Source organism: Streptococcus mitis (assembly GCF_003942795.1).
GTDB lineage: Bacteria > Bacillota > Bacilli > Lactobacillales > Streptococcaceae > Streptococcus > Streptococcus mitis_BJ.
In genome coordinates this window covers 51710-73474 of the sequence record NZ_RJNY01000001.1, presented here as the reverse complement: position 1 = coordinate 73474, position 21765 = coordinate 51710, and the positions used below count along the sequence as shown (strand labels likewise).

Here is a 21765-nt window from a genome sequence, read left to right as displayed (position 1 = left end):
AAGTTATCTCTCTAAAAACGTATCTGTCAATTTGGCAGATACGTTTTTTTGGAAGAAATGGAATTTTTTTACAATTACTCTTGCTAAATTGTTTATTTATGCTATAATAGGAACAATTATTTTTAGGAGGTGCAGTATGTCTTATATGTTTGAGATATTACCAAGTTTATTGAACGGTGCAAGTATGACGCTTCAAGTCTTTGCTCTGGTTTTAATTTTTTCAATTCCCTTAGGTATTGTCGTTGCCTTTGCTTTGCAAGTCCGTTGGAAACCCCTCCATTATCTCATTGACCTTTATATTTGGGTAATGCGAGGGACTCCTTTGCTCTTGCAATTAATCTTTATTTACTATGTTCTTCCTAGCATTGGGATACGTTTAGATCGTTTGCCTGCTGCTGTGATCGCTTTTGTATTGAACTATGCAGCCTACTTTGCAGAAATCTTTCGTGGTGGAATTGAAACCATTCCCAAAGGGCAGTATGAAGCCGCAAAAGTGTTAAAATTTGGCTCCTTTGATACGGTTCGCTATATCATCCTTCCTCAGGTGACAAAGATTGTCTTACCGAGTGTCTTTAATGAAATTATGAGTTTGGTCAAGGATACTTCTTTGGTCTATGCTTTGGGGATTTCAGATTTGATTTTGGCTAGTCGGACAGCAGCCAATCGAGATGCCAGTCTTGTTCCTATGTTTTTATCTGGAGCGATTTATTTGATTATGATTGGTCTTGTAACCATTGTAGCGAAAAAACTTGAGAAGAAGTACAGTTATTACAGATAGGAGGATTGCTATGTTAGAATTACGAAATATCAACAAGGCCTTTGCTGGCAAACAAATCTTAACCAACTTCAGCCTATCAATTCCTGAAAAGCAAATCCTTGCAATCGTAGGTCCATCAGGAGGCGGTAAGACAACCCTATTACGTATGCTAGCTGGACTGGAAACCATCGATTCTGGAGAAATCTACTATAACGGCGAATCGTTAGCTATAGACGAACTAGAAAAGCGCAATCTTCTGGGATTTGTTTTCCAAGATTTTCAACTTTTTCCGCATTTGTCAGTTCTAGATAACTTAACCTTGTCGCCCATAAAAACGATGAGTATGGACAAGGAAGTTGCTGAGAAGAAGGCGCGTGGCTTGTTAGAACAACTTGGGTTAGCTGGGCACGCAGATGCCTTTCCATTCTCACTTTCAGGTGGGCAAAAACAACGGGTGGCCTTAGCACGCGCTATGATGATAAACCCAGAAATTATTGGATATGATGAGCCTACATCAGCCTTAGACCCAGAATTGCGATTAGAAGTAGAAAAACTTATCCTTCAAAATAAAGAGCGTGGGATGACTCAGATTGTTGTGACCCACGATCTTCAGTTTGCGGAAAACATTGCTGATCAGATTCTTAAGGTTGATCCAAAGTAGGAGTAGGAGGTGCTTATGAAGAGAAAGAAAATTGCCCTTGTACTTGCTCTGTTCTTTAGCTTCTTCCTGACAGCTTGTACGCAGAAGGCAAGTGATCCAAATCAGGATAATTGGGCCAAATATCAAAAGCAGGGAAGCATTACTATTGGCTTTGATAATACCTTTGTTCCCATGGGATTTGAGGAAAAGAACGGCCAGTACGCGGGCTTTGATATTGACCTAGCCCAAGCTGTTTCTGAGAAGCTAGGAATTCAGATTAAATTTCAGCCCATCGACTGGGATATGAAAGAAACCGAATTACAAAATGGTACTATTGATGCCATCTGGAATGGCTATACAGCTACAGATGAACGGAAAGAGAAGGTTGCTTTTACCATTTCTTACATGGAAAATCAACAAGTTTTGGTCTCTAAAAAGTCTAAAAATATCCACTCAATTCAGGATATGACAGACAAAGTTTTAGGGGCTCAGGCTGGATCTTCTGGTTATTTGGATTTTGAAGCCCAGCCAGACTTATTGAAAAATCGTGTCAAAGACCAGAAGGCCAACCAATACCAAAGTTTCAATGAAGCCTTGATTGATTTGAAAAATGACCGAATTGATGCCTTGTTAATTGACCGGGTATATGCCAATTATTATCTCCAGTCTGAAGGGATATTAAATGACTACAATATCTTTTCAGCAGGGTTTGAAAGTGAAGCTTTTGCAGTGGGTGTTAGACCTGCTGATAAAACTTTGCTAGCTGCTCTGAATCAAGCCTTTATCTCACTATACCAAGAAGGAAAATTCCAGGAAATCAGCCAGAAATGGTTTGGGGAAGATGTAGCCACCAGTCAAGTTAAAAATCAAGAATAAGAAAGGAGATTGAGTTTTTTCTCAGTCTCTTTTTGTATCGAAAAACCCCTGGCGAGTACCAGAGGATAAGAGTTTATACTCAATGAAAATCAAAGAGCAAACTAGGAAGCTAGCCGCAGGCTGCTCAAAGCACTGCTTTGAGGTTGTAGATAGAACTGACGAAGTCAGTAACCATACATACGGCAAGGCAACGCTGACGTAGTTTGAAGAGATTTTCGAAGAGTATTATTTCATTGTTGGGAAGAGCAATACGTCACGGATAGTGGTTGTATCAGTGAGGAGCATGCAGAGACGGTCGATACCGATACCCAAACCACCTGTTGGTGGCATACCGTATTCAAGAGCCTCGATGTAGTCGTAATCGATACCTGTTGCTTCATCGTCCCCAAGTTCTTTAGCTTTGGCTTGAGCTTCGAAACGGCTAAGTTGATCGATTGGATCATTCAACTCAGAATAGGCATTTCCGTATTCTTTGGTCATAATGAAGAGCTCGAAACGGTCAGTAAAGCGTTCATCTTCAGGGTTTTTCTTAGCGAGTGGAGAGACAGCTACTGGATGACCGTAGACAAAGGTTGGTTGAATCAAGGTTTCTTCGACAAATTCTTCAAAGAAAGCATTGATGATGTGACCAACTTCAGTGTAGTGTTTCTCAACTGGAACTTTCTTCTCAGCAGCGATAGCTTTAGCTTCTTCGAAAGTCATATCTTGCCAGAAGTCTACACCAGTAATTTCCTTAATGGCATCTACCATGTGAACACGTTTAAATGGTTCATTGATTTTGATTTCAGTACCTTGGTAGTTGACTGGGCCGTCACCTTTAACAGCTTTTGCAGCATGCTGGATAATACCTTCAGTTAAATCCATAATATCATGGAAATCGGCATAGGCTTGGTAAACCTCAATCATAGTAAATTCAGGATTATGAGTTGCATCCATTCCTTCGTTACGGAAGATACGGCCAATCTCATAGACGCGTTCCATACCACCGACAATTAGACGTTTGAGATGAAGTTCTAGAGCTATCCGAAGCACCATATCAATATTTTGAGCATTGTGGTGTGTAATAAATGGTTTGGCAGCAGCACCACCGGCCTCGTTGTGAAGTACAGGTGTTTCCACTTCAAGAAAATCATGTCCATCTAGATAACGACGAATTTCAGAGATGATTTTTGAACGAGTGACAAAACGTTCAAAGCTTTCACGATTAGAAATCAAGTCTAGGTAACGTTTACGATAGATGGTTTCAACGTCAGTCAAACCGTGGAATTTCTCTGGAAGTGGGCGAAGTGCTTTAGACAAGTGTGTAATGTGAGTTGCCTTGATAGAAAGTTCTCCCATATCTGTACGCATGACTTCACCTTCGACACCGAGGAAGTCACCGAGGTCAGCCTTTTTGAAGATTTCATAGTTTTCTTCACTCACAGCATCTTTACGAACGTAGATTTGGATTTGACCTTCTCGGTCTTGAAGATGGGCGAAGCCGACTTTCCCTTTACCACGTTTACTAACTAAACGTCCAGCGATAGTAGCAGTTTCGTTTAATTCATGTAATTGTTCTTTATCGAGTTCTGCAAATTTGTCTTTTAGTTCTTGAGAGTTAGCAGTACGTTCAAAACGTTTACCGAAAGGATCAATTCCTTGTTCACGGAGCGCAGCCATTTTTTCACGGCGAACGATCTGCTGGTCATTTAGTTCTTCCATATGTTCTGTAGACATGAAATCCTCCTAATTTTACTCAAAATTTGATACGATGAGTCTTTTTTGCGATACTCCCATTTTATCATAAATAGTCAAGAAATTCACGGATATTCTATAAAAACTAAAAAGAACTTGACCATTAAGATCAAGTTCCATTATTTTCCTTGATAGGAAGTGTCATTCCACCTTTCCAGAGTGAAGGTTTCAAAATCCTTGGTTTCTAAAACTGTTAGACTAGCATTTGCTAAACCTCCATCTTTTCGAAGAAGGGGTTCTTTATAACCTAGAAGGGTACGAAGACTAGCAGTGAGATTTGCACCATGACCAACAATTAGAACTCTCTCAGCCTGACTCCCCTTCAGAGATTTGATAAATTGAATGGTGCGTTGAGTTGTAGAGTAGAGGGATTCCGCTTCAAACATTCTTGTATCGAACTTAGCTAAGTTTATACGAAAAGCCTTGATTTGTTGTGGGTAGATGGCCTCTAATGTTGCAATTTTTAATCCCTCTAGTTTTCCGAGATGCCATTCACGCAGGTCAGGAATAGCCTTTAAAGGACATTGTATCTGGAGTTGACTTTGGATAATTTCAGCAGATTTGACCGCTCTTGGTAAATCACTTGAATAAATCTCATCGAAAGAAATATTGCTGAGATATTGACCGAGCGCCTTTAAGGTATCAATAGACTCAGGAAGAAGAGGTGAGTCCCCTCCAGCACCTTGGAAACGTCCTTCAAGATTCCAGATAGTTCGGCCGTGACGCACAAAATAGAGTTTCATCAGTTGTCTTCCTCCAAGATATCTGCAAAATCTGCTTTCACAAAGCTAGCCAAGTCTTGTGGAGCAATAATGATACTATGCCCGACTTCCCCAGCAGAGACGATCATTTTGTCTAAATCTAAAGCTGTTTTATCAATAAAAATAGGATAGTTGTGTTTTTGGCGAATGCCGACGGGGTTATTTGCCCCATGAACATAGCCTGTCGTTTTTTCTAGGTCTTTTTGTGGAATCATACTCACTTTTTTATTACCAGAAATCTTTGCTAATTTTTTTTCAGCGAGGTGTTCTGTTATGGGGACGATTCCGATAATTGGGCCTGTCTTGTCCCCCAGCAGAGCCAAGGTTTTAAAGATATGTGTTCGATCATATTCCGAAGGAAGTTCACCCTCAAGTGCATTGATTTTAATCCCTGTGTGCTCAATTCTTGCTTTGGTCAAGATTTGTTCGACCAAGGTTTTCTTAATCTTAACTTTCTTTGCCATTATTTATACTTATCCTCCAATTGACTCATCCAGATACCAAGCCAAATGCCAAGTGCAAAGAAGAAGGCGATGAGAACATAGCTTACGATGGAAAGTCCAGTGTATTGGATACTTTCAGCACTTCCAGCATTTGGAATCAAAATCAAGAGAGTGCTTGATAGCACAATCCCAATGATAAAGTGATAAACACGGGAGTGGTAATTGTTCAAGGCGTGGTCCATTAATTTTGAAAAGATAATGAGAGTTGCTCCTGCACCCATCCCGATAGGAAGGAAGGTACCAAATAAATCAAAGGTCTTAAAGCCAGTTAGCATCGGAGCGTACAGTCCTAAAATCAAGAGCAGATTTGATGGACTTAAACCAGGCACCAAGACACCAAGAGCTAAAAGAACACCTGCCAAGATGAAACTAGCAAAACTGGCGCTGAGAGACCCAACAACAAAGTTTAGTGCGTAGAGCCCTAGTCCTGAAAGGATAAAGGTAGTCCAGAACCAGACTAGGTCAACCTTATCACGATCAGATTCTCGAGTAGATTCTTTAAGGAGACTAGGAACTGTACCAATGATAGCTCCAGCAAAGCTCCATAAAACATAGACTTGGTAATTTTCTAGCAAATACTCGATCGGATAGGAAAACAAACCAATACCTAGCAACATCCCAATAGCTACTGGGATAAAGTATAGGACATTCTCTTTAAAATCCTTAAAGGGATGAGCAAGAAAGCCAATCATTCGCTCGTAGATCCCCAAAATCGCTGCCAGAACACCACCAGAAATTCCAGGTAGGATAAATCCTAAGGCGATGACGATTCCTTTAATAACTCTTGCAATCCATGAAAACATATTAGACTCCTCAATTTCATAAATTTCTTTCTCTGTCTTATCAATTATAACACAGACGGCAAAAAAATGAAAAAGCAAGTGAAAAAGTTGCGATTTTCACTTGCTTTATGGTCTTAAAAATAGCTTTCTGAAGGTTTCTTCTTTTTCCTTATCAGTAGAAATGAGATTGATGTCTAGGTGATGTTCAAATCCTGCAATTTTTCCTTTGGAAGTATACTGATGGAGGTCATAGTCTAAATCAGTATTGGGTGTGGCCTCAAAGTAGCCTGAGTCTGTCCCATAAGAAGGAATCCAGACGGCCGAGAAATTCTTCGTATTGATGCTATGTTCTTGCATGAAATAAACACCAATGTAAATCCCGATATTTTTAGCGCCCAGCGATTCAAGTTTAGCCCGAAAAGCTTCAACTCCGTCATTCATATCGGCCATTGTTTTTTCCTCAACGTCAAGCCAGTAATAACTAGGATTGTATGGAGAAGCAGAATTGTAGAAAACTTCAGCCGCTTTTTCCATTTCTTCTTTGTTCGTACCAGTTAGATAAGCATAAACGGCTACGGGGACATTGCGCTTTTGAAATTCTGAAATGTGATTTTTATAGGATTTATCAACCCCGTTGATAAAGGCCGCATCATTTGCTTCCGTGTGTTGAGTACCACTGTGGACACGAACAATAGCTCCAGAAATATTTTGAGATAAAATATCGTAGTTTATCTCCTCCGGTCTTTGCCAACCAGAAATGTCAATAATGGGTTTATCAAGATTATGCAAGGCCTGGTTTTCAACTTGGACAGTGTTGCTTTTTGACTTGACCGAATGGTCTTCATAAGCTGGTTTATTAAAGATTAAAATAGCTATAACAATGGTGAATAGACTAAAAATAATAGCTGGATGAATTTCTTTTCTCATATCTAATTAGTTTAACGCAAATAGATAAAAAAATCAAAGAAAACGTTGAAAAGATGAATGAACTAGCATGTTTTCCCCTATTTCTCTGTTTGTTTACTCCTAAGGAAGTAAATTATGGTATAATATAAGGGAATTTTTACAGAAAAGAGAATAGTATGTCAAATTATGCCATTATCTTAGCTGCGGGTAAAGGTACTCGCATGAAATCAGATCTTCCAAAGGTACTTCATAAAGTAGCAGGAATTTCGATGTTGGAGCATGTTTTTCGTAGTGTTGGTGCTATTCAACCTGAAAAAACAGTCACTGTTGTGGGACACAAGGCGGAGTTAGTTGAGCAAGTATTGGCTGGTCAGACAGACTTTGTCATTCAATCGGAACAACTAGGAACTGGGCATGCCGTTATGATGGCAGAACCCATTCTCCAAAATCGTACTGGCCATACCTTGGTTATCGCTGGGGATACTCCTCTGATTACAGGTGAAAGCTTGAAAAACCTCTTGGATTTCCATATCAATCACAAAAATGTGGCGACTATTTTAACGGCTGAAGCAGTAGATCCTTTTGGGTATGGTCGTATCGTCCGTAACGATAACGCTGAAGTTCTTCGCATTGTGGAGCAGAAAGATGCCACAGACTTTGAAAAGCAAATTAAGGAAATCAATACAGGAACATATGTATTTGACAATGAACGTCTTTTTGAAGCTCTTAAAAACATCAACACCAACAATGCCCAAGGTGAGTACTATATTACTGACGTGATTGGTATTTTCCGTAATGCGGGTGAAAAGGTTGGGGCCTATACTCTCAAGGATTTTGATGAAAGTCTTGGAGTAAATGACCGTGTGGCTCTTGCGATTGCTGAAGCAGTGATGCGTCGTCGTATCAATCAAAAGCACATGGTTAATGGTGTTAGCTTTGTTAATCCGGAAGCAACTTATATCGACATTGATGTTGAGATTGCTCCTGAAGTCCAAATCGAAGCCAACGTTACCTTGAAAGGTCAAACGAAGATTGGGGCGGAAACTGTTTTAACAAATGGAACTTATATCGTGGATAGCGCTATCGGAGCTGGAGCTGTGATTACGAATTCCATGATTGAGGAAAGTACAGTTGCAGATGGTGTGACAGTCGGTCCGTATGCTCATATTCGTCCAGGCTCAAGTCTTGCTTCTCAAGTTCACATTGGAAACTTTGTTGAAGTAAAAGGATCTTCAATCGGTGAAAATACCAAGGCAGGTCATTTAACCTATATCGGAAACTGTGAAGTGGGTAGCCATGTTAACTTTGGTGCAGGTACGATTACAGTTAACTACGACGGGAAGAATAAGTACAAGACTGTCATTGGCAACAATGTCTTTGTTGGATCAAACTCAACCATCATTGCTCCAGTAGAACTTGGTGATAATTCACTAGTTGGAGCTGGTTCAACGATTACAAAAGATGTTCCAGCTGATGCCATTGCTATTGGACGTGGACGTCAAGTTAATAAAGATGAATATGCACTACGTTTGCCTCATCATCCTAAGAATCAGTAGGAGTCTATCATGGAATTTGAAGAAAAAACGATTAGCCGGAAGGAAATCTACCAAGGTCCTATTTTTAAGCTAGTGCAAGATCAGGTGGAACTACCAGAAGGGAAGGGAACTGCCCAACGTGATCTGATTTTTCACAATGGAGGCGTATGTGTTCTAGCTGTAACAGCTGAGGATAAAATCGTCCTTGTTAAGCAATACAGAAAAGCTATTGAAGCTATCTCTTATGAAATTCCTGCTGGTAAACTGGAAATTGGTGAAAATGCAGATCCCATGTCGGCGGCCCTTCGTGAATTGGAGGAGGAGGTTGCCTATACGGGTAAGTTAGAGCTTCTATATGATTTCTACTCTGCTATTGGTTTTTGTAATGAAAAATTAAAACTCTACCTCGCAAGAGATTTAACTAAGGTGGAAAATCCTCGTCCGCAAGATGATGATGAAACCTTGGAAGTTCTAGAGGTCAGCCTTGAAGAAGCAAAAAACTTAATTCAGTCTGGCCATATCTGTGATGCCAAGACGATTATGGCAATCCAGTACTGGGAATTGCAAAAGAAATAGAGGAGTAGCCCATGGGAAAACCTTTGTTAACAGATGAAATAATCGAACGTGCCAATCGTGGGGAGAAAATCTCTGGGCCACCTCTTCAAGATGACGAGGAAACTAAAATTTTATCAACTTCTTCACAAAACTTTGGTTATTCACGTTCTAGAGACTATAATTCTATTCAAGATACTTTAACAATCGAAGTAGAGCCAACGATTCATAAGAGCCGTCGCATTGAGAATACCAAGAGAAATGTTTTTAACTCGAAACTCAATCGCATCTTGTTTGCAGTCATCCTACTTTTGATTTTGTTAGTGTTGGCAATGAAACTCTTGTAATTGAAAGGACTTGAAATGAAAATTGGAATCATTGCAGCAATGCCAGAAGAGCTCGTACACTTGACTCAGAATTTAGATCGAGCACAAGAAGTCCAAGTCCTCGGAAATACTTACTATACTGGCACTGTTGGCAAGACAGAAGTTGTTCTAGTTCAGAGTGGGATTGGAAAGGTCATGTCAGCTATGAGTGTAGCTGTTTTAGCTGACCATTTTCAAGTAGAAGCCATTATCAATACAGGATCGGCAGGTGCTCTTGCAGAAGGGATTGCCGTTGGAGATGTAGTGATTGCGGATAAATTGGCTTACCATGATGTGGATGTAACTGCTTTTGGCTATGCTTATGGTCAGATGGCTGGTCAACCTCTTTACTTTGAATCCGATAAGAACTTTATCGCTAGGATTAAAGAAAACTTATCTCAGTTAGAACAGACCTGGCACCTAGGCTTGATTGCTACAGGAGATAGCTTTGTAGCTGGTGATGATAGGATTGCTAGTATCAAATCTCACTTTCCAGATGTTTTAGCAGTTGAAATGGAAGGGGCAGCGATTGCACAGGTAGCTCAGGCTCTTGGCCTACCTTTCTTAGTCATTCGTGCCATGAGCGACAATGCCAATCACGAAGCTTCTATCTCTTTTGATGAGTTTATCATTGAAGCTGGATGTCGTTCTGCCCAAGTTTTACTGGCCTTTTTAAAGGCTATGGATTAAGCGGAAATTTGACAGTTTATCTAGCTTATGATAAGATTTAAGTAAAGAAAAGCTAGAAAACGTTTCAGAGGATATTATGAGTATTGAAATGACCGTCAGTGAGATTGCAGAGGTCCTAGGACTCTCTCGTCAAGCAATCAACAATCGTGTCAAAGAACTTCCAGAAGAGGACACGAAAAAAAATGACAAAGGTGTAACTGTAGTTACTCGAAGTGGCTTGATTAAGCTAGAAGAAATCTACAAAAAAACGATTTTTGAAGATGAACCAGTCAGTGATGATGTCAAACAACGTGAACTGATGGAAATCTTGGTCGACGAGAAGAATGCTGAAATTCTTCGATTGTACGAGCAACTTAAGGCCAAAGACCAGCAGTTAGCAGAAAAGGATGAACAGATGCGTGTTAAAGATCGACAGATTGCTGAAAAGGACAAACAATTGGACCAACAGCAACAATTAACTCTTCAAGCTATGAAGGATCAAGAAAGTTTGAAACTAGAGTTGGACCAAGCAAAAGAAGAAGTTCAAGCTACCAAAAAAGGCTTTTTTGCTCGCTTATTTGGAGGAAAATAAAGAAGCTGTTTGGGTTATTCACTAACCTGATAGCTTCTTTTATTATTTATGGTTTAAATCGAGTCGGAACTGAGGGAAAAAATGGAAAAATTAAGAGATTATATTGCCTTTGATTTGGAGTTCAATCAATACGAAGGGGTTACCCATTTAATTCAAGTATCAGCAGTCCGCTTTCAAGATGGACAAGAAAGTGCTGCTTTTGATTCTTATGTTTATACTACAGCCCCATTGAAGAGTTTTATCAATGGTTTGACTGGGATCACAGCTGAAACCTTGAAAGATGCGCCAAAGGTAGAGCAAGTTTTAAAAGACTTTCAGGCATTTGTCGGCAACTTACCTATCGTTGGTTATAATGCAGCTAAGAGTGATTTGCCTATTCTCTTGGAGCACGGTATTGATTATCATGACCAGTATAAAATTGATCTATATGATGAGGCTTTTGAACGGCGTAGTTCTGATCTACACGGCATAGCCAATCTTAAATTGCAAACTGTAGCGAATTTTTTAGGCTTTCACGGGAAGTCACATAATAGTTTAGAGGACGCCCGCATGACGGCGCGTGTTTACGAAGCCTTTTTAGAATCGGATGAAGGAAAGCTATTAATAGAAGACCAGAGTAGTTTTTCTCTGAATAGTCCTTTCAGTGGCTTAGATTTATCTCAATTTTTAGACTAGGAGTGCCTATGAGACCTGAAAAACCTAAAAAGCTAGGTTTTAGGAAGATATACTATAACCTAGATAAAATACTATTTCTATTTTTCTTGATTTTCATGATGGTAGAGTTTGTTTGGTTGCCATTGAATTCATGGATAGCTGGCATACTTCTAAGACAAACAGGTTACTTGTTTATCTCCTACAATAACTTTTGGGCGATTATACAAGGCTCGCCTTTTGTCAGTTTAGCCTTTCTCATTTTAATAGTAATCAATCTTTTAGTGGCTTATTTTCAAATCTGTCTTTTGTTCATTGGGGCGCGTCACCTTCTCTATCATGAAAAGAGAACCTTGATTGAATATAGTCGAAAAGTCTTTCACCAGAGTTTTCTATTTGTCAAACGATTGAGCTTTTGTAAGATGGCCTTTGTCTTCTTTTATGTAGCTCTACTTTTTCCTTTTATTAGGAAAATTTTAAAAATCTACTATCTCAATAAGATTATTATCCCCGATTTTATCGTTACATACCTAGAAGATAAGAACTGGCTGGTAGGGCTGTTGATCATAGCATCCGCTTGGATCTTTCTCTACATTTCTGTTCGTTTCATGTTTGCCCTGCCTAAGATTCTCTTTGAAAGAAAGACAGTAAGAGAAAGTGTGAAATTTAGTCTCCAAAAGACGAAGAAAAACGTTCTTTTCTTCTCTTGGAATCTCCTACTCATTATCATTAAAACCTATCTCTTCTTCTTTGTCTTGTTAATTCCCTTGCTCTTTGCTCAGGCGGTAATGGATAACTTTACTCAAAAAGAATCCTTGATTCTTGGTGTGATTAATTTTATCTTGATTAAAAACCTCCATTACATGACTCTGACTTATTTCCTAGTGAAGTTTGTTTCCTTCTTGACAGGAGAAGAGTTGGAGATCATGCCAAGGCGAAAGAAAGACCATTTGATGAGGTGGGGAGTCATGGGGTGTGCAAGTATATTCTTTGCTTTAGAAGGTTACATCTATCTGGAGTCTCCGGATACCAATACACCTTTAGTGATTTCACACAGAGGAGTAAGTAATAAAAATGGTGTTCAAAATACGGTACAGTCTTTAGAAAAGACAGCCCAACTAAAACCAGACCTCGTCGAGATGGATGTGCAAGAAACGAAAGACGGTCAGTTCGTGGTGATGCACGACGCTAACCTTAAATCGCTAGCAAGAATTAATGCTACACCGCAAGACTTAACTCTGGATGAATTAACAAATACAGATATTTACGAGAATGGCTATCAAACAAAGATTTCAAGTTTTGATGATTATTTAGAACGCGCAAATACATTAAACCAAAAATTGCTGATTGAGATTAAAACCAGTAAAAAAGATAGTCCGCAAATGATGGACCATTTCCTTGAAAAGTATGGAACGACGATCAAGAAATATGGCCACCAGATGCAGTCACTAGACTATCATGTGATTGATAAGGTCTTGGCTTACGATCCTGAAATTCCAGTGTACTTCATTCTGCCATATAATAGTGTGTTTCCGAGAACCAAGGCGACTGGTTATACCATGGAATATTCAACTTTGGATGAATACTTTGTCAATAAACTTTGGACAACAGATCAGAAACTATATGTTTGGACTGTGAATAGTTCTGAGTCCTTTGATAAGGCAGTCAGACTTGGAGCAGATGGCATGATAACGGATGATCTTGAAATGGTCCAGTCACAAGTCACAATGGCTCAAGATGATCCGGAATACACGGAATTACTCTTAAAGAAAGCAATGGAATTCTTTGATTTCTAAGAAAAAAAGAGAAACAGATGTTTCTCTTTTTTTGTGGATTAGAAAGGCAATTTTCCAGCGAAAGCACCGAGTTTCTTCTTAGTCGTTTCATCAATTTGTTCAAGTGCAGCGTTAATCGCTTGCACAGTCATGTCAGAAAGGGTTTCAAGATCTTCTGGATCTACAATTGCTGGGTTAAAGTTAATGCTGACCACTTTCTTATCACCAGTTAGAGTTGCTTGGACAAGGTCTTGAGCCGATTTTCCGACAAATTCCATGGCAGCAAGTTCTGCTTGACTTTGTTCCATTTGTTTTTGAAGTTTTTGTGCTTGGCGCATCATGTTCTGCATGTTCATCATAGCGGTTTATAGTTTCCTTTTTCTATTATTTTCTTTTTTATTTTACCAATTTTAGGAGCAAAAGTCTAACAATAGTTTAAAACATCGTAGAGATTGCTTTCTTAAATTTACAAAAATGGATGCCATAATTTTCCTAGCTTTTGCTTGTATTTCTAAAAATATGTTTAAGTTTTCTTTAAGGTTTCTATTATATTCTAAAGAACTCTATATTAACCGAACGTTGAATGAGGAGTATAGAGAATAACCTAAATTTATTTCTTAATTTATTATAATTTTTCAGACTTTGTTGAATATTGTTCATTTTTCATCCTAAATAATGAGCCAATTCACATGGTGGTTCTTTATCTTTTCTTCATGATAGGCATATATTGTGGTATAATAGATAGTAATGAGTTTTTTAGAATAAACTAAAGGAGAATATAAATGATCTATGCAGGAATCCTAGCCGGAGGAACTGGCACACGCATGGGAATCAGTAATTTACCAAAACAATTCTTGGAGTTGGGTGATCGACCTATTTTGATCCACACAATCGAAAAATTTGTTTTGGAACCAAGTATTGAAAAAATTGTAGTTGGAGTTCATGGAGACTGGGTGTCACACGCTGAGGACCTAGTTGATAAGTATCTTTCTCTTCACAAGGATCGCATCATCATTACCAAGGGTGGTGCTGATCGCAATACCAGTATTGAGAAGATTATAGAAGCCATTAATGCCTACCGTCCAATCACTCCAGAAGATATCGTGATTACGCATGACTCTGTTCGTCCTTTTATCACACTTCGCATGATTCAGGACAATATCAAACTCGCCCAAAATCATGATGCGGTTGACACAGTAGTAGAAGCGGTTGATACCATTGTTGAAAGTACCAATGGTCAGTTTATCACGGATATTCCAAATCGTGCTCACCTCTATCAAGGTCAAACACCTCAGACTTTCCGATGCAAGGATTTCATGGATTTGTATGGTTCCCTATCTGATCAAGAAAAGGAAATCCTGACGGATGCATGTAAGATTTTTGTTATCAAAGGAAAAGATGTTGCTCTAGCTAAAGGGGAATATTCAAACCTTAAAATCACAACTGTGACAGACTTGAAAATCGCGAAAAGCATGATTGAGAAAGACTAAGGCTATGATTAATCAAATTTATCAACTGACAAAACCAAAGTTTATCAATGTAAAATACCAAGAAGAGGACATTGATCAGGAGAATCACATCCTTATTCGTCCAAATTATATGGCGGTTTGTCATGCAGATCAACGTTACTATCAAGGGAAACGCGATCCAAAGATATTGGCTAAAAAGCTTCCTATGGCGATGATTCACGAGTCTTGTGGAACTGTTATTTCCGATCCAACTGGTACTTATGAAGTCGGTCAAAAGGTAGTTATGATTCCCAATCAACCGCCTATGCAGAGTGACAAGGAGTTCTACGAGAACTACATGACTGGGACCTACTTCCTATCTAGTGGTTATGATGGCTTTATGCGAGAATTTGTTTCTCTTCCCAAAGATCGTGTTGTGTCTTATAATGACATTGAGGACACGGTTGCAGCCATTACAGAGTTTGTGAGTGTCGGTATGCATGCTATGGATCGATTCCTGCATCTTGCTCATAGCAAGAGAGAGCGCATCGCTGTTATCGGAGATGGTAGTTTGGCCTTTGTGGTTGCCAATATTATCAATTACACACTACCGGAAGCAGAGATTATCGTCATTGGTCGCCATTGGGAAAAATTGGAGCTCTTCTCTTTTGCAAAAGAGTGCTATATCACGGATAATATCCCAGAGGATTTGACCTTTGATCATGGATTTGAGTGTTGCGGTGGCGATGGTACAGGCCCAGCTATCAATGACTTGATTCGCTATATTCGTCCACAGGGAACGATTCTCATGATGGGAGTGAGCGAATACAAGGTTAATATCAATACACGAGATGCTTTGGAAAAAGGATTGTTATTAGTAGGTTCATCTCGCTCAGGACGCGTCGATTTTGAGAAGGCCATTCAGATGATGGAAGTCAAAAAGTTTGCGAATCGTCTGAAGAATATCCTTTATGTTGAAGAACCTGTGAGAGAAATCAAGGACATTCACCGTGTCTTTGCTACAGACCTTAATACTGCTTTTAAAACGGTATTTAAGTGGGAAGTGTAGAAGATGGAGGTTAATTGTGGAGAAACTCATCAAAGAAAAAATTTCTTCTTTACTATCTGATGAAGAGGAAGTCCTCAGTGTTGAACAGCTGGGAGGCATGACCAACCAAAACTATTTGGTTAAAACAACCAACAAACAGTATATTGTGAAATTTTTTGGTAAAGGGACTGAAAAACTCATCAATCGTCAAAATGAAAAGTACAATCTTGAACTTTTAGAGGATTTAGATTTAGATGTCAAAAATTATCTCTTTGATATTGAGTCAGGGATTAAAGTAAATGAGTACATCGAATTAGCAGTAACTCTTGATTCAACATCAATTAAGTCCAAGTTTGAAAAGATTGCACCAATTTTACAAACCATTCACGCTTCAGGGAAAGAATTAAGAGGAGAGTTTGCTCCTTTTGAGGAAATCAGCAAATATGAATCCTTGATTGAGGGACCTATCCCTTATGAAAACTATGAAGCTGTAAGAAAAGATGTATTTTCACTAGGAAAGAGATTGGCTGATTTAGGTGTTGATAGAAAGTCCTGTCATATCGATTTGGTACCAGAAAACTTTATCGAGTCACCACAAGGTCGTTTGTATTTGATTGACTGGGAATACTCTTCTATGAATGATCCGATGTGGGATTTGGCAGCTCTTTTCTTAGAGTCTGAATTTACAAAGCAAGAGGAAAATGATTTCCTTTCCTACTATGAAAGTGACAAAACGCCTGTATCACGTGAGAAAATTCGTATCTATAAAATCTTGCAAGATACTATCTGGAGTTTGTGGACAGTGTACAAAGAAGCTCAAGGGGCTGATTTTGGAGATTACGGTGTCAATCGTTACCAAAGAGCTGTTGACGGTTTGACCTATTATGGAGGTTTGGATGAAGAATAAAAATGGTGTTTCCTTTGGTCTGCTCTCTGGTATCTTCTGGGGATTAGGTCTAACAATTAGTGCTTATATCTTTTCAATTTTTACAAATCTTTCGCCTTTTGTGGTGGCTGCCGCTCATGATTTCTTGAGTATCTTTATCTTGTTAGCTTTTCTTTTGGTAAAAGAAGGAAAAGTTCGCCTCTCGATTTTCTTAAATATTCGAAATGTAAGTGTAATTATCGGAGCTTTACTAGCAGGACCAATTGGTATGCAGGCCAATCTTTATGCGGTTAAATATATTGGTAGTTCTCTAGCTTCATCTGTATCGGCTATTTACCCAGCAATTTCAGTTTTGCTCGCCTTCTTCATTTTGAAACACAAGGTTTCAAAGAATACAGTATTCGGTGTTTTCTTGATTATTGCAGCGATCATTGCTCAAACCTACAAGGTTGAACAGGTTAACTCGTTTTACATTGGGATTCTTTGTGCCCTTATCTGTGCCATTGCCTGGGGGAGTGAAAGTGTTCTTAGTTCCTACGCCATGGAAAGTGAATTAAGTGAAATTGAAGCCTTGTTAATCCGACAAGTAACCTCATTCTTGTCCTATCTTGTGATTGTGCTCTTTTCTCACCATTCATTTGCAGAAGTGGCAGATGGGCAATTATTCGGCCTCTTGATTGTCTTTGCGGCCTTTGATATGATTTCCTACTTAGCTTATTATATCGCTATTAATCGTTTGCAACCTGCGAAAGCGACAGGTTTGAATGTGAGCTATGTAGTTTGGACTGTCTTATTTGCAGCTGTTTTCTTAGGTGCACCGCTAGATATGCTGACAATTATCACTTCACTTATTGTTATGGCTGGTGTTTATATTATTATTAAAGAATAAAGGAGATTCGTGTGAAAGCGATTATTTTAGCAGCGGGCTTAGGTACTCGTCTGCGCCCTATGACTGAAAATACCCCAAAAGCTTTGGTTAAGGTTAATCAAAAACCCTTGGTAGAATACCAAATTGAGTTTTTGAAAGAGAGAGGAATTGATGAGATTATCATCGTTGTCGGTTACCTCAAAGAACAATTTGACTACCTAAAAGAGAAATATGGTGTCCGTTTAGTCTTTAACGACAAGTATGCTGATTACAATAACTTTTACTCTCTTTATCTAGTAAAAGAAGATTTGGCTAATAGCTATGTCATCGATGCAGATAACTATCTTTTCAAAAATATGTTTAGAAACGATCTAAATCGTTCTACCTATTTTAGCGTTTATCGTGAAGACTGTACGAACGAGTGGTTCTTGGTTTATGGTGATGACTATAAGGTTCAAGACATCATTGTTGACAGCAAAGCTGGTCGCATTTTGAGTGGGGTTTCATTCTGGGATGCTCCAACTGCAGAGAAGATTGTTGGCTTTATTGACAAAGCATATGCAAGTGGTGAATTTGTAGATCTCTACTGGGACAACATGGTTAAGGATAATATCAAAGAATTAGATGTGTATGTTGAAGAATTAGAAGACAATAGCATTTATGAAATTGATAGTGTAAAAGACTACCATAAGTTAGAAGAGATTTTATCTACTATTGAGTAAGGAAAGAGAAGAAGGCTTGAGCCTTCTTTTTTTGTAGATTTTAAAACAGAAATGTTTGATATTGATTATATTCTTGAAACAAAACAAAAATTACAAAAAAATGAACAAAATGAAACAAAAAATATTGACAACGATTTCATATAGTGTTATACTTATACCATAAAAGATAATTGAAAGAAGGGAAAAGGTTATGGGATTAGGTCATTTCTTTGACAAAAACCTGGTGTTTTGCTTAGAAGCGGATAATCAAGAACAACTTTTTAATCAGGTGGCAACCTTATTGGAAGAACGAGAAATCGTTACTCCAACTTATCGTGAAGCCTTGATCGCGCGTGAGAAATCATTTCCAACTGGCCTAGATATGGAATTTTTGGGGAAAGATCTACCAAATGTTGCGATTCCTCATACAGATATTGTCCATAATCTAGCTGAGAAAGTAGTGGTTGTTCGATTAGAAAAACCAGTAACTTTTCACAATATGATTGCTCCTGATAGAGAGGTTGAAGTTTCACTGCTCTTCTTTATCATTAACAACTCAAGTTCAAGTCAAACAAATATTCTGGCTCAGTTGATGGATTTCTTTACAGGGAAGGATCATCTAGAAGATCTATCAAAAATTTCTGAACCAGAAAAACTTTATGCTTATATTGCTGAAGCAACAGCTTAATCTTGTCTATTAAAATATAAAATCGGAGGAAATCCAAATGATTAAAATTCTTGCTGCCTGCGGTGCAGGTGTTAACTCAAGTCACCAAATTAAAAGTGCTCTAGAAGAAGAACTCTCAAATCGTGGTTATGACGTTCACTGTGATGCAGTCATGGTGAAAGATGTAAACGAAGACCTTATCAAGGGATACGATATCTTCACGCCAATCGCTGCAACTGACCTTGGTTTTGAACCAGGAATTCCAGTAATTGAAGCTGGACCAATCTTGTTCCGTATTCCAGCGATGAGTGCTCCAGTATTTGACAATATTGAAGCAGCTATCAAAGAACATGGACTAAGCTAATTTATCCTTTATCTTGTTAACATTCATATAACTTAGAAAAACGGGAGGAACTATTATGGATGTCATTATCAATCTGGCCAACGATATCTTCAAACCTATCTTGGCTATGGGTGGCCCTATCATCATGCTGATCATTTTGACAGTATTGGCCCTACTTTTTGGAGTGAAATTCTCCAAAGCGCTTGAAGGTGGTATCAAACTTGCCATCGCCCTTACTGGTATCGGTGCTATTATCGGTATGCTCAACGGAGCTTTCTCAGCATCACTTGCAAAATTCGTTGAAAACACTGGTATTCAATTGAACATCACTGACGTTGGTTGGGCACCACTTGCTACCATCACTTGGGGTTCTGCCTGGACACTTTACTTCTTGCTTGTGATGTTGATTGTCAACGTTGTGATGCTTGCAATGAAGAAAACAGACACACTTGACGTTGATATCTTCGATATCTGGCACTTGTCAATCACTGGTCTTTTGATCAAATGGTACGCAGACAACAATGGAGTTAGCCAAGGGGTTTCACTTTTCATCGCAACTGCAGCAGTTGTCCTTGTAGGTATTTTGAAAATCATCAACTCTGACTTGATGAAACCAACATTCGACGACCTTCTTAATGCACCAAGTTCATCTCCAATGACTTCAACTCACATGAACTACATGATGAACCCAGTTATCATGGTTTTGGATAAAATTTTTGATAAAGTATTGCCTGGCCTTGATAAATACGACTTTGACGCTGCAAAATTGAACAAAAAAATCGGTTTCTGGGGCTCTAAATTCTTCATCGGTTTCATCCTTGGTATTGTTATCGGTTTGATGGGAACTCCACATCCAGTTGCTGGAGTAGAAGAAGCAGCATCTTGGGAACTTGTTATTAAAGGTTGGTTGAGTCTTGGTTTGACTGCCGGTGTCAGCTTGGAGCTCTTCTCACTTATCGGATCTTGGTTCATTGCAGCCGTAGAACCACTTTCACAAGGTATTACAAACGTTGCTACTAAACGTCTTCAAGGACGTAAATTTAACATCGGTCTTGACTGGCCTTTCATTGCTGGTCGTGCTGAAATCTGGGCTTGTGCCAACGTACTTGCTCCAATCATGCTAGTAGAAGCTGTACTTCTTTCTAAAGTCGGAAATGGTATCTTGCCACTTGCAGGTATTATCGCAATGGGTGTAACTCCAGCTCTCTTGGTTGTTACTCGTGGTAAATTGCTCCGTATGATCATCTTCGGAACTCTCTTGTTGCCACTCTTCCTTCTTTCAGGTACACTTATTGCACCATTTGCAACTGAACTTGCTAAAGGTGTGGGTGCCTTCCCAGAAGGTGTGAGTCAAACTCAATTGATTACTCACTCAACTCTTGAAGGACCAATCGAAAAACTTCTTGGTTGGGCAATTGGTAATGCCACAACAGGTGATATTAAAGCAATCCTTGGCGCAGTAGTCTTCCTTGTATTCTATGTAGGTATCTTTGCTTGGTATAGAAAACAAATGATTAAACGTAATGAAGAATACGCAGCAAATGCTAAATAATTCGCTCCTATAAAATGTAAATTGTGAAAACTAGGTTGTTAATTTCCTACATTGGGAGTGACAACCTAGTTTTTCATATAAAAATCTAAAAATAGTTGGAGGATATTATGGTAATTGAAATCAAATCAGACCAGTTAACGGTCCAGTTTAAAACCTTAGGTGGCGCCTTGTCGTCGATCAAGGATCGAGAGGGCATTGAGTATCTGTGGCAAGGAGATGCCACTTACTGGAGTGGACAAGCGCCAGTACTTTTTCCAATCTGTGGCTCTTTAAGAGAAGATACAGCCTTCTACAGTCACGAAGATGGAACGGAGACGAAAGGAACCATTCCGCGTCATGGTTTGGTCCGTAAAAAAGAATTTGAATTAGTTGATCAAACAGAAAACAGCGTAACCTTTGCTATCGAAGATGATGAGAATACTTATCAAAACTATCCTTATCATTTCCGCCTTGAAATCACTTATAGGGTTACTGGCAAGACTGTTCGTACTCAATACAAGATTTTCAATAAAGAAACGAATAAAGTAATGCCATTCTTTATTGGTGGTCATCCAGGATTTAACTGTCCTCTGCTAGAAGGCGAAACTTATGAAGATTACTATTTAGAGTTTGAGAAAGAAGAGACTTGCTCTGTTCCACGTCCTTTCCCAGAAACAGGAATGTTAGACTTCCAAGATAGAAGTCCATGGTTGGATTCACAAAAGGAAGTGGATCTCAGTTACGATCTGTTTAGTGTTGATGCAGTGACTTTGGATGAGTTGCAATCCAGAACAATTGCGCTTCGTTCGCGGAAACATGAGAAAGGCTTGAAAGTAAACTTCCAAGAGTTCCCTAATCTCATCATTTGGTCCACCCTAAATAAAGGTCCTTTCATCGCTTTTGAACCCTGGTCAGGCTTATCAACATCCCTTGAAGAAGGAAATCATCTAGAAGATAAGAAGAATGTTCGTCTCTTGGAACCAGGTGAAGTTGATCAGATTGGTTTTGATATCGAAATTTTATAATTTTAAAAATAAAACACAAAAACAAACATTAACTGTTGACTTTTTCTGTAAATAGGAGTATATTATGTTTGTAAGCAACAAATAGTGTTTGTAACAAACAAATAATTACTTGTTATATTCTCTTTCGCAGAGAAAATTTGTTTCTAGGAA

Annotated in this window: 25 protein-coding genes; 19 read left to right on the top strand and 6 right to left on the bottom strand. The window is 38.8% G+C overall.

Annotation, left to right across the window (positions count from 1 at the left end; all coding sequences use genetic code 11):
* Positions 1-136: 136 nt before the first annotated feature.
* The 3 genes from D8847_RS00375 to D8847_RS00365 are packed head-to-tail and all read left to right on the top strand — an operon-like array spanning position 137 to position 2273.
* The gene (locus D8847_RS00375) at positions 137-778 is read left to right on the top strand and encodes an amino acid ABC transporter permease (RefSeq protein WP_125840229.1); all 642 of its coding nucleotides are present in this window, start codon (positions 137-139) and stop codon (positions 776-778) included.
* A 10-nt stretch (positions 779-788) separates the two neighbouring features.
* Entirely contained in the window at positions 789-1418 is a 630-nt protein-coding gene (locus D8847_RS00370) for an amino acid ABC transporter ATP-binding protein (protein ID WP_125840228.1), read from the top strand.
* A gap of 15 nt (positions 1419-1433) precedes the next feature.
* Entirely contained in the window at positions 1434-2273 is an 840-nt protein-coding gene (locus tag D8847_RS00365) for an amino acid ABC transporter substrate-binding protein (protein WP_125840227.1), read from the top strand.
* Between the two features lie 225 nt (positions 2274-2498).
* On the opposite strand, the gene lysS is transcribed toward D8847_RS00365, so the two are convergent.
* The 5 genes from lysS to D8847_RS00340 all read right to left on the bottom strand — a co-directional run bounded on the left by lysS (position 2499) and on the right by D8847_RS00340 (position 6980).
* The gene (gene lysS, locus D8847_RS00360; protein ID WP_125840226.1) at positions 2499-3989 is read right to left on the bottom strand and encodes a lysine--tRNA ligase; all 1491 of its coding nucleotides are present in this window, start codon (positions 3987-3989) and stop codon (positions 2499-2501) included.
* A 137-nt stretch (positions 3990-4126) separates the two neighbouring features.
* On the bottom strand, positions 4127-4750 hold the full coding sequence (locus D8847_RS00355) for a histidine phosphatase family protein (protein WP_125840225.1): 624 nt from the start codon (positions 4748-4750) through the stop codon (positions 4127-4129).
* On the bottom strand, positions 4750-5232 hold the full coding sequence (locus D8847_RS00350; RefSeq protein WP_125840224.1) for an aminoacyl-tRNA deacylase: 483 nt from the start codon (positions 5230-5232) through the stop codon (positions 4750-4752). The genes D8847_RS00355 and D8847_RS00350 overlap by 1 nt, the downstream gene beginning before the upstream one ends.
* Positions 5232-6074, bottom strand: coding sequence for a DUF368 domain-containing protein (locus tag D8847_RS00345; RefSeq protein WP_125840223.1), 843 nt, complete (start codon positions 6072-6074; stop codon positions 5232-5234). Before D8847_RS00345 ends, D8847_RS00350 begins: the two co-directional genes overlap by 1 nt.
* Before the next feature lie 105 nt (positions 6075-6179).
* Entirely contained in the window at positions 6180-6980 is an 801-nt protein-coding gene (locus D8847_RS00340; RefSeq protein WP_084867168.1) for a glycoside hydrolase family 25 protein, read from the bottom strand.
* Positions 6981-7135: 155 nt separating this feature from the next.
* On the opposite strand from D8847_RS00340, the gene glmU reads away from it, so the two are divergent.
* The 7 genes from glmU (at position 7136) to D8847_RS00305 (ending at position 13119) form a co-directional block, all read left to right on the top strand.
* Entirely contained in the window at positions 7136-8515 is a 1380-nt protein-coding gene (gene glmU / locus D8847_RS00335) for a bifunctional UDP-N-acetylglucosamine diphosphorylase/glucosamine-1-phosphate N-acetyltransferase GlmU (protein WP_125840222.1), read from the top strand.
* 9 nt (positions 8516-8524) lie between these two features.
* Positions 8525-9070, top strand: a complete 546-nt coding sequence (locus D8847_RS00330) for an NUDIX hydrolase (RefSeq protein ID WP_000393798.1) — start codon at positions 8525-8527, stop codon at positions 9068-9070.
* A gap of 11 nt (positions 9071-9081) precedes the next feature.
* Positions 9082-9393 carry a cell wall synthase accessory phosphoprotein MacP gene (macP, locus tag D8847_RS00325; protein ID WP_000517855.1) on the top strand — a complete coding sequence of 104 codons (312 nt, stop codon included), beginning with the start codon at positions 9082-9084 and terminating at the stop codon, positions 9391-9393.
* 15 nt (positions 9394-9408) lie between these two features.
* Positions 9409-10101 carry a 5'-methylthioadenosine/adenosylhomocysteine nucleosidase gene (locus D8847_RS00320; protein WP_125840221.1) on the top strand — a complete coding sequence of 231 codons (693 nt, stop codon included), beginning with the start codon at positions 9409-9411 and terminating at the stop codon, positions 10099-10101.
* Positions 10102-10177: 76 nt separating this feature from the next.
* Complete coding sequence (gene rocS / locus D8847_RS00315) at positions 10178-10672, top strand: chromosome segregation protein RocS (protein WP_000021249.1); 495 nt, start codon at positions 10178-10180, stop codon at positions 10670-10672.
* Between the two features lie 81 nt (positions 10673-10753).
* Complete coding sequence (locus D8847_RS00310; protein ID WP_125840220.1) at positions 10754-11347, top strand: 3'-5' exonuclease; 594 nt, start codon at positions 10754-10756, stop codon at positions 11345-11347.
* An 8-nt stretch (positions 11348-11355) separates the two neighbouring features.
* Positions 11356-13119, top strand: coding sequence for a glycerophosphoryl diester phosphodiesterase membrane domain-containing protein (locus D8847_RS00305; RefSeq protein ID WP_125840219.1), 1764 nt, complete (start codon positions 11356-11358; stop codon positions 13117-13119).
* Positions 13120-13157: 38 nt separating this feature from the next.
* Here the strand turns inward: D8847_RS00305 and D8847_RS00300 are convergent, their stop codons facing one another.
* Positions 13158-13457 carry a YbaB/EbfC family nucleoid-associated protein gene (locus tag D8847_RS00300; RefSeq protein ID WP_125840218.1) on the bottom strand — a complete coding sequence of 100 codons (300 nt, stop codon included), beginning with the start codon at positions 13455-13457 and terminating at the stop codon, positions 13158-13160.
* Positions 13458-13880: 423 nt separating this feature from the next.
* On the opposite strand from D8847_RS00300, the gene D8847_RS00295 reads away from it, so the two are divergent.
* The 9 genes from D8847_RS00295 (at position 13881) to D8847_RS00255 (ending at position 21615) form a co-directional block, all read left to right on the top strand.
* Positions 13881-14588: a 2-C-methyl-D-erythritol 4-phosphate cytidylyltransferase gene (locus D8847_RS00295; protein ID WP_000638516.1), complete on the top strand. Its 708-nt coding sequence runs from the start codon at positions 13881-13883 to the stop codon at positions 14586-14588.
* 4 nt (positions 14589-14592) lie between these two features.
* Positions 14593-15615, top strand: coding sequence for a ribitol-5-phosphate dehydrogenase (locus D8847_RS00290; protein ID WP_000609901.1), 1023 nt, complete (start codon positions 14593-14595; stop codon positions 15613-15615).
* 16 nt (positions 15616-15631) lie between these two features.
* Positions 15632-16501 (top strand): phosphotransferase family protein, encoded by an 870-nt coding sequence (locus D8847_RS00285; protein ID WP_125840217.1) that lies wholly within the window; start codon positions 15632-15634, stop codon positions 16499-16501.
* Positions 16491-17369, top strand: a complete 879-nt coding sequence (locus D8847_RS00280; protein ID WP_125840216.1) for a DMT family transporter — start codon at positions 16491-16493, stop codon at positions 17367-17369. The genes D8847_RS00285 and D8847_RS00280 overlap by 11 nt, the downstream gene beginning before the upstream one ends.
* Before the next feature lie 11 nt (positions 17370-17380).
* Entirely contained in the window at positions 17381-18070 is a 690-nt protein-coding gene (locus tag D8847_RS00275; protein WP_125840215.1) for a sugar phosphate nucleotidyltransferase, read from the top strand.
* A 190-nt stretch (positions 18071-18260) separates the two neighbouring features.
* Positions 18261-18737: a PTS sugar transporter subunit IIA gene (locus D8847_RS00270; protein ID WP_185757893.1), complete on the top strand. Its 477-nt coding sequence runs from the start codon at positions 18261-18263 to the stop codon at positions 18735-18737.
* A gap of 37 nt (positions 18738-18774) precedes the next feature.
* Positions 18775-19080, top strand: a complete 306-nt coding sequence (locus D8847_RS00265; RefSeq protein WP_000590551.1) for a PTS sugar transporter subunit IIB — start codon at positions 18775-18777, stop codon at positions 19078-19080.
* A 55-nt stretch (positions 19081-19135) separates the two neighbouring features.
* Positions 19136-20611 (top strand): PTS galactitol transporter subunit IIC, encoded by a 1476-nt coding sequence (locus D8847_RS00260; RefSeq protein ID WP_000382525.1) that lies wholly within the window; start codon positions 19136-19138, stop codon positions 20609-20611.
* 107 nt (positions 20612-20718) lie between these two features.
* Positions 20719-21615, top strand: a complete 897-nt coding sequence (locus D8847_RS00255) for an aldose 1-epimerase family protein (protein ID WP_125840213.1) — start codon at positions 20719-20721, stop codon at positions 21613-21615.
* Positions 21616-21765: the final 150 nt, after the last annotated feature.

Excerpts from the sequence above, each read along its gene's own strand:
- D8847_RS00375 (WP_125840229.1), top strand. The coding sequence starts at position 137 with ATGTCTTATATGTTTGAGATATTACCAAGTTTATTGAACGGTGCAAGT.
- D8847_RS00370 (WP_125840228.1), top strand. The coding sequence starts at position 789 with ATGTTAGAATTACGAAATATCAACAAGGCCTTTGCTGGCAAACAAATC.
- D8847_RS00365 (WP_125840227.1), top strand. The coding sequence starts at position 1,434 with ATGAAGAGAAAGAAAATTGCCCTTGTACTTGCTCTGTTCTTTAGCTTC.
- lysS (WP_125840226.1), bottom strand. The coding sequence starts at position 3,989 with ATGTCTACAGAACATATGGAAGAACTAAATGACCAGCAGATCGTTCGC.
- D8847_RS00355 (WP_125840225.1), bottom strand. The coding sequence starts at position 4,750 with ATGAAACTCTATTTTGTGCGTCACGGCCGAACTATCTGGAATCTTGAA.
- D8847_RS00350 (WP_125840224.1), bottom strand. The coding sequence starts at position 5,232 with ATGGCAAAGAAAGTTAAGATTAAGAAAACCTTGGTCGAACAAATCTTG.
- D8847_RS00345 (WP_125840223.1), bottom strand. The coding sequence starts at position 6,074 with ATGTTTTCATGGATTGCAAGAGTTATTAAAGGAATCGTCATCGCCTTA.
- D8847_RS00340 (WP_084867168.1), bottom strand. The coding sequence starts at position 6,980 with ATGAGAAAAGAAATTCATCCAGCTATTATTTTTAGTCTATTCACCATT.
- glmU (WP_125840222.1), top strand. The coding sequence starts at position 7,136 with ATGTCAAATTATGCCATTATCTTAGCTGCGGGTAAAGGTACTCGCATG.
- D8847_RS00330 (WP_000393798.1), top strand. The coding sequence starts at position 8,525 with ATGGAATTTGAAGAAAAAACGATTAGCCGGAAGGAAATCTACCAAGGT.
- macP (WP_000517855.1), top strand. The coding sequence starts at position 9,082 with ATGGGAAAACCTTTGTTAACAGATGAAATAATCGAACGTGCCAATCGT.
- D8847_RS00320 (WP_125840221.1), top strand. The coding sequence starts at position 9,409 with ATGAAAATTGGAATCATTGCAGCAATGCCAGAAGAGCTCGTACACTTG.
- rocS (WP_000021249.1), top strand. The coding sequence starts at position 10,178 with ATGAGTATTGAAATGACCGTCAGTGAGATTGCAGAGGTCCTAGGACTC.
- D8847_RS00310 (WP_125840220.1), top strand. The coding sequence starts at position 10,754 with ATGGAAAAATTAAGAGATTATATTGCCTTTGATTTGGAGTTCAATCAA.
- D8847_RS00305 (WP_125840219.1), top strand. The coding sequence starts at position 11,356 with ATGAGACCTGAAAAACCTAAAAAGCTAGGTTTTAGGAAGATATACTAT.
- D8847_RS00300 (WP_125840218.1), bottom strand. The coding sequence starts at position 13,457 with ATGATGAACATGCAGAACATGATGCGCCAAGCACAAAAACTTCAAAAA.
- D8847_RS00295 (WP_000638516.1), top strand. The coding sequence starts at position 13,881 with ATGATCTATGCAGGAATCCTAGCCGGAGGAACTGGCACACGCATGGGA.
- D8847_RS00290 (WP_000609901.1), top strand. The coding sequence starts at position 14,593 with ATGATTAATCAAATTTATCAACTGACAAAACCAAAGTTTATCAATGTA.
- D8847_RS00280 (WP_125840216.1), top strand. The coding sequence starts at position 16,491 with ATGAAGAATAAAAATGGTGTTTCCTTTGGTCTGCTCTCTGGTATCTTC.
- D8847_RS00270 (WP_185757893.1), top strand. The coding sequence starts at position 18,261 with ATGGGATTAGGTCATTTCTTTGACAAAAACCTGGTGTTTTGCTTAGAA.
- D8847_RS00265 (WP_000590551.1), top strand. The coding sequence starts at position 18,775 with ATGATTAAAATTCTTGCTGCCTGCGGTGCAGGTGTTAACTCAAGTCAC.
- D8847_RS00260 (WP_000382525.1), top strand. The coding sequence starts at position 19,136 with ATGGATGTCATTATCAATCTGGCCAACGATATCTTCAAACCTATCTTG.
- D8847_RS00255 (WP_125840213.1), top strand. The coding sequence starts at position 20,719 with ATGGTAATTGAAATCAAATCAGACCAGTTAACGGTCCAGTTTAAAACC.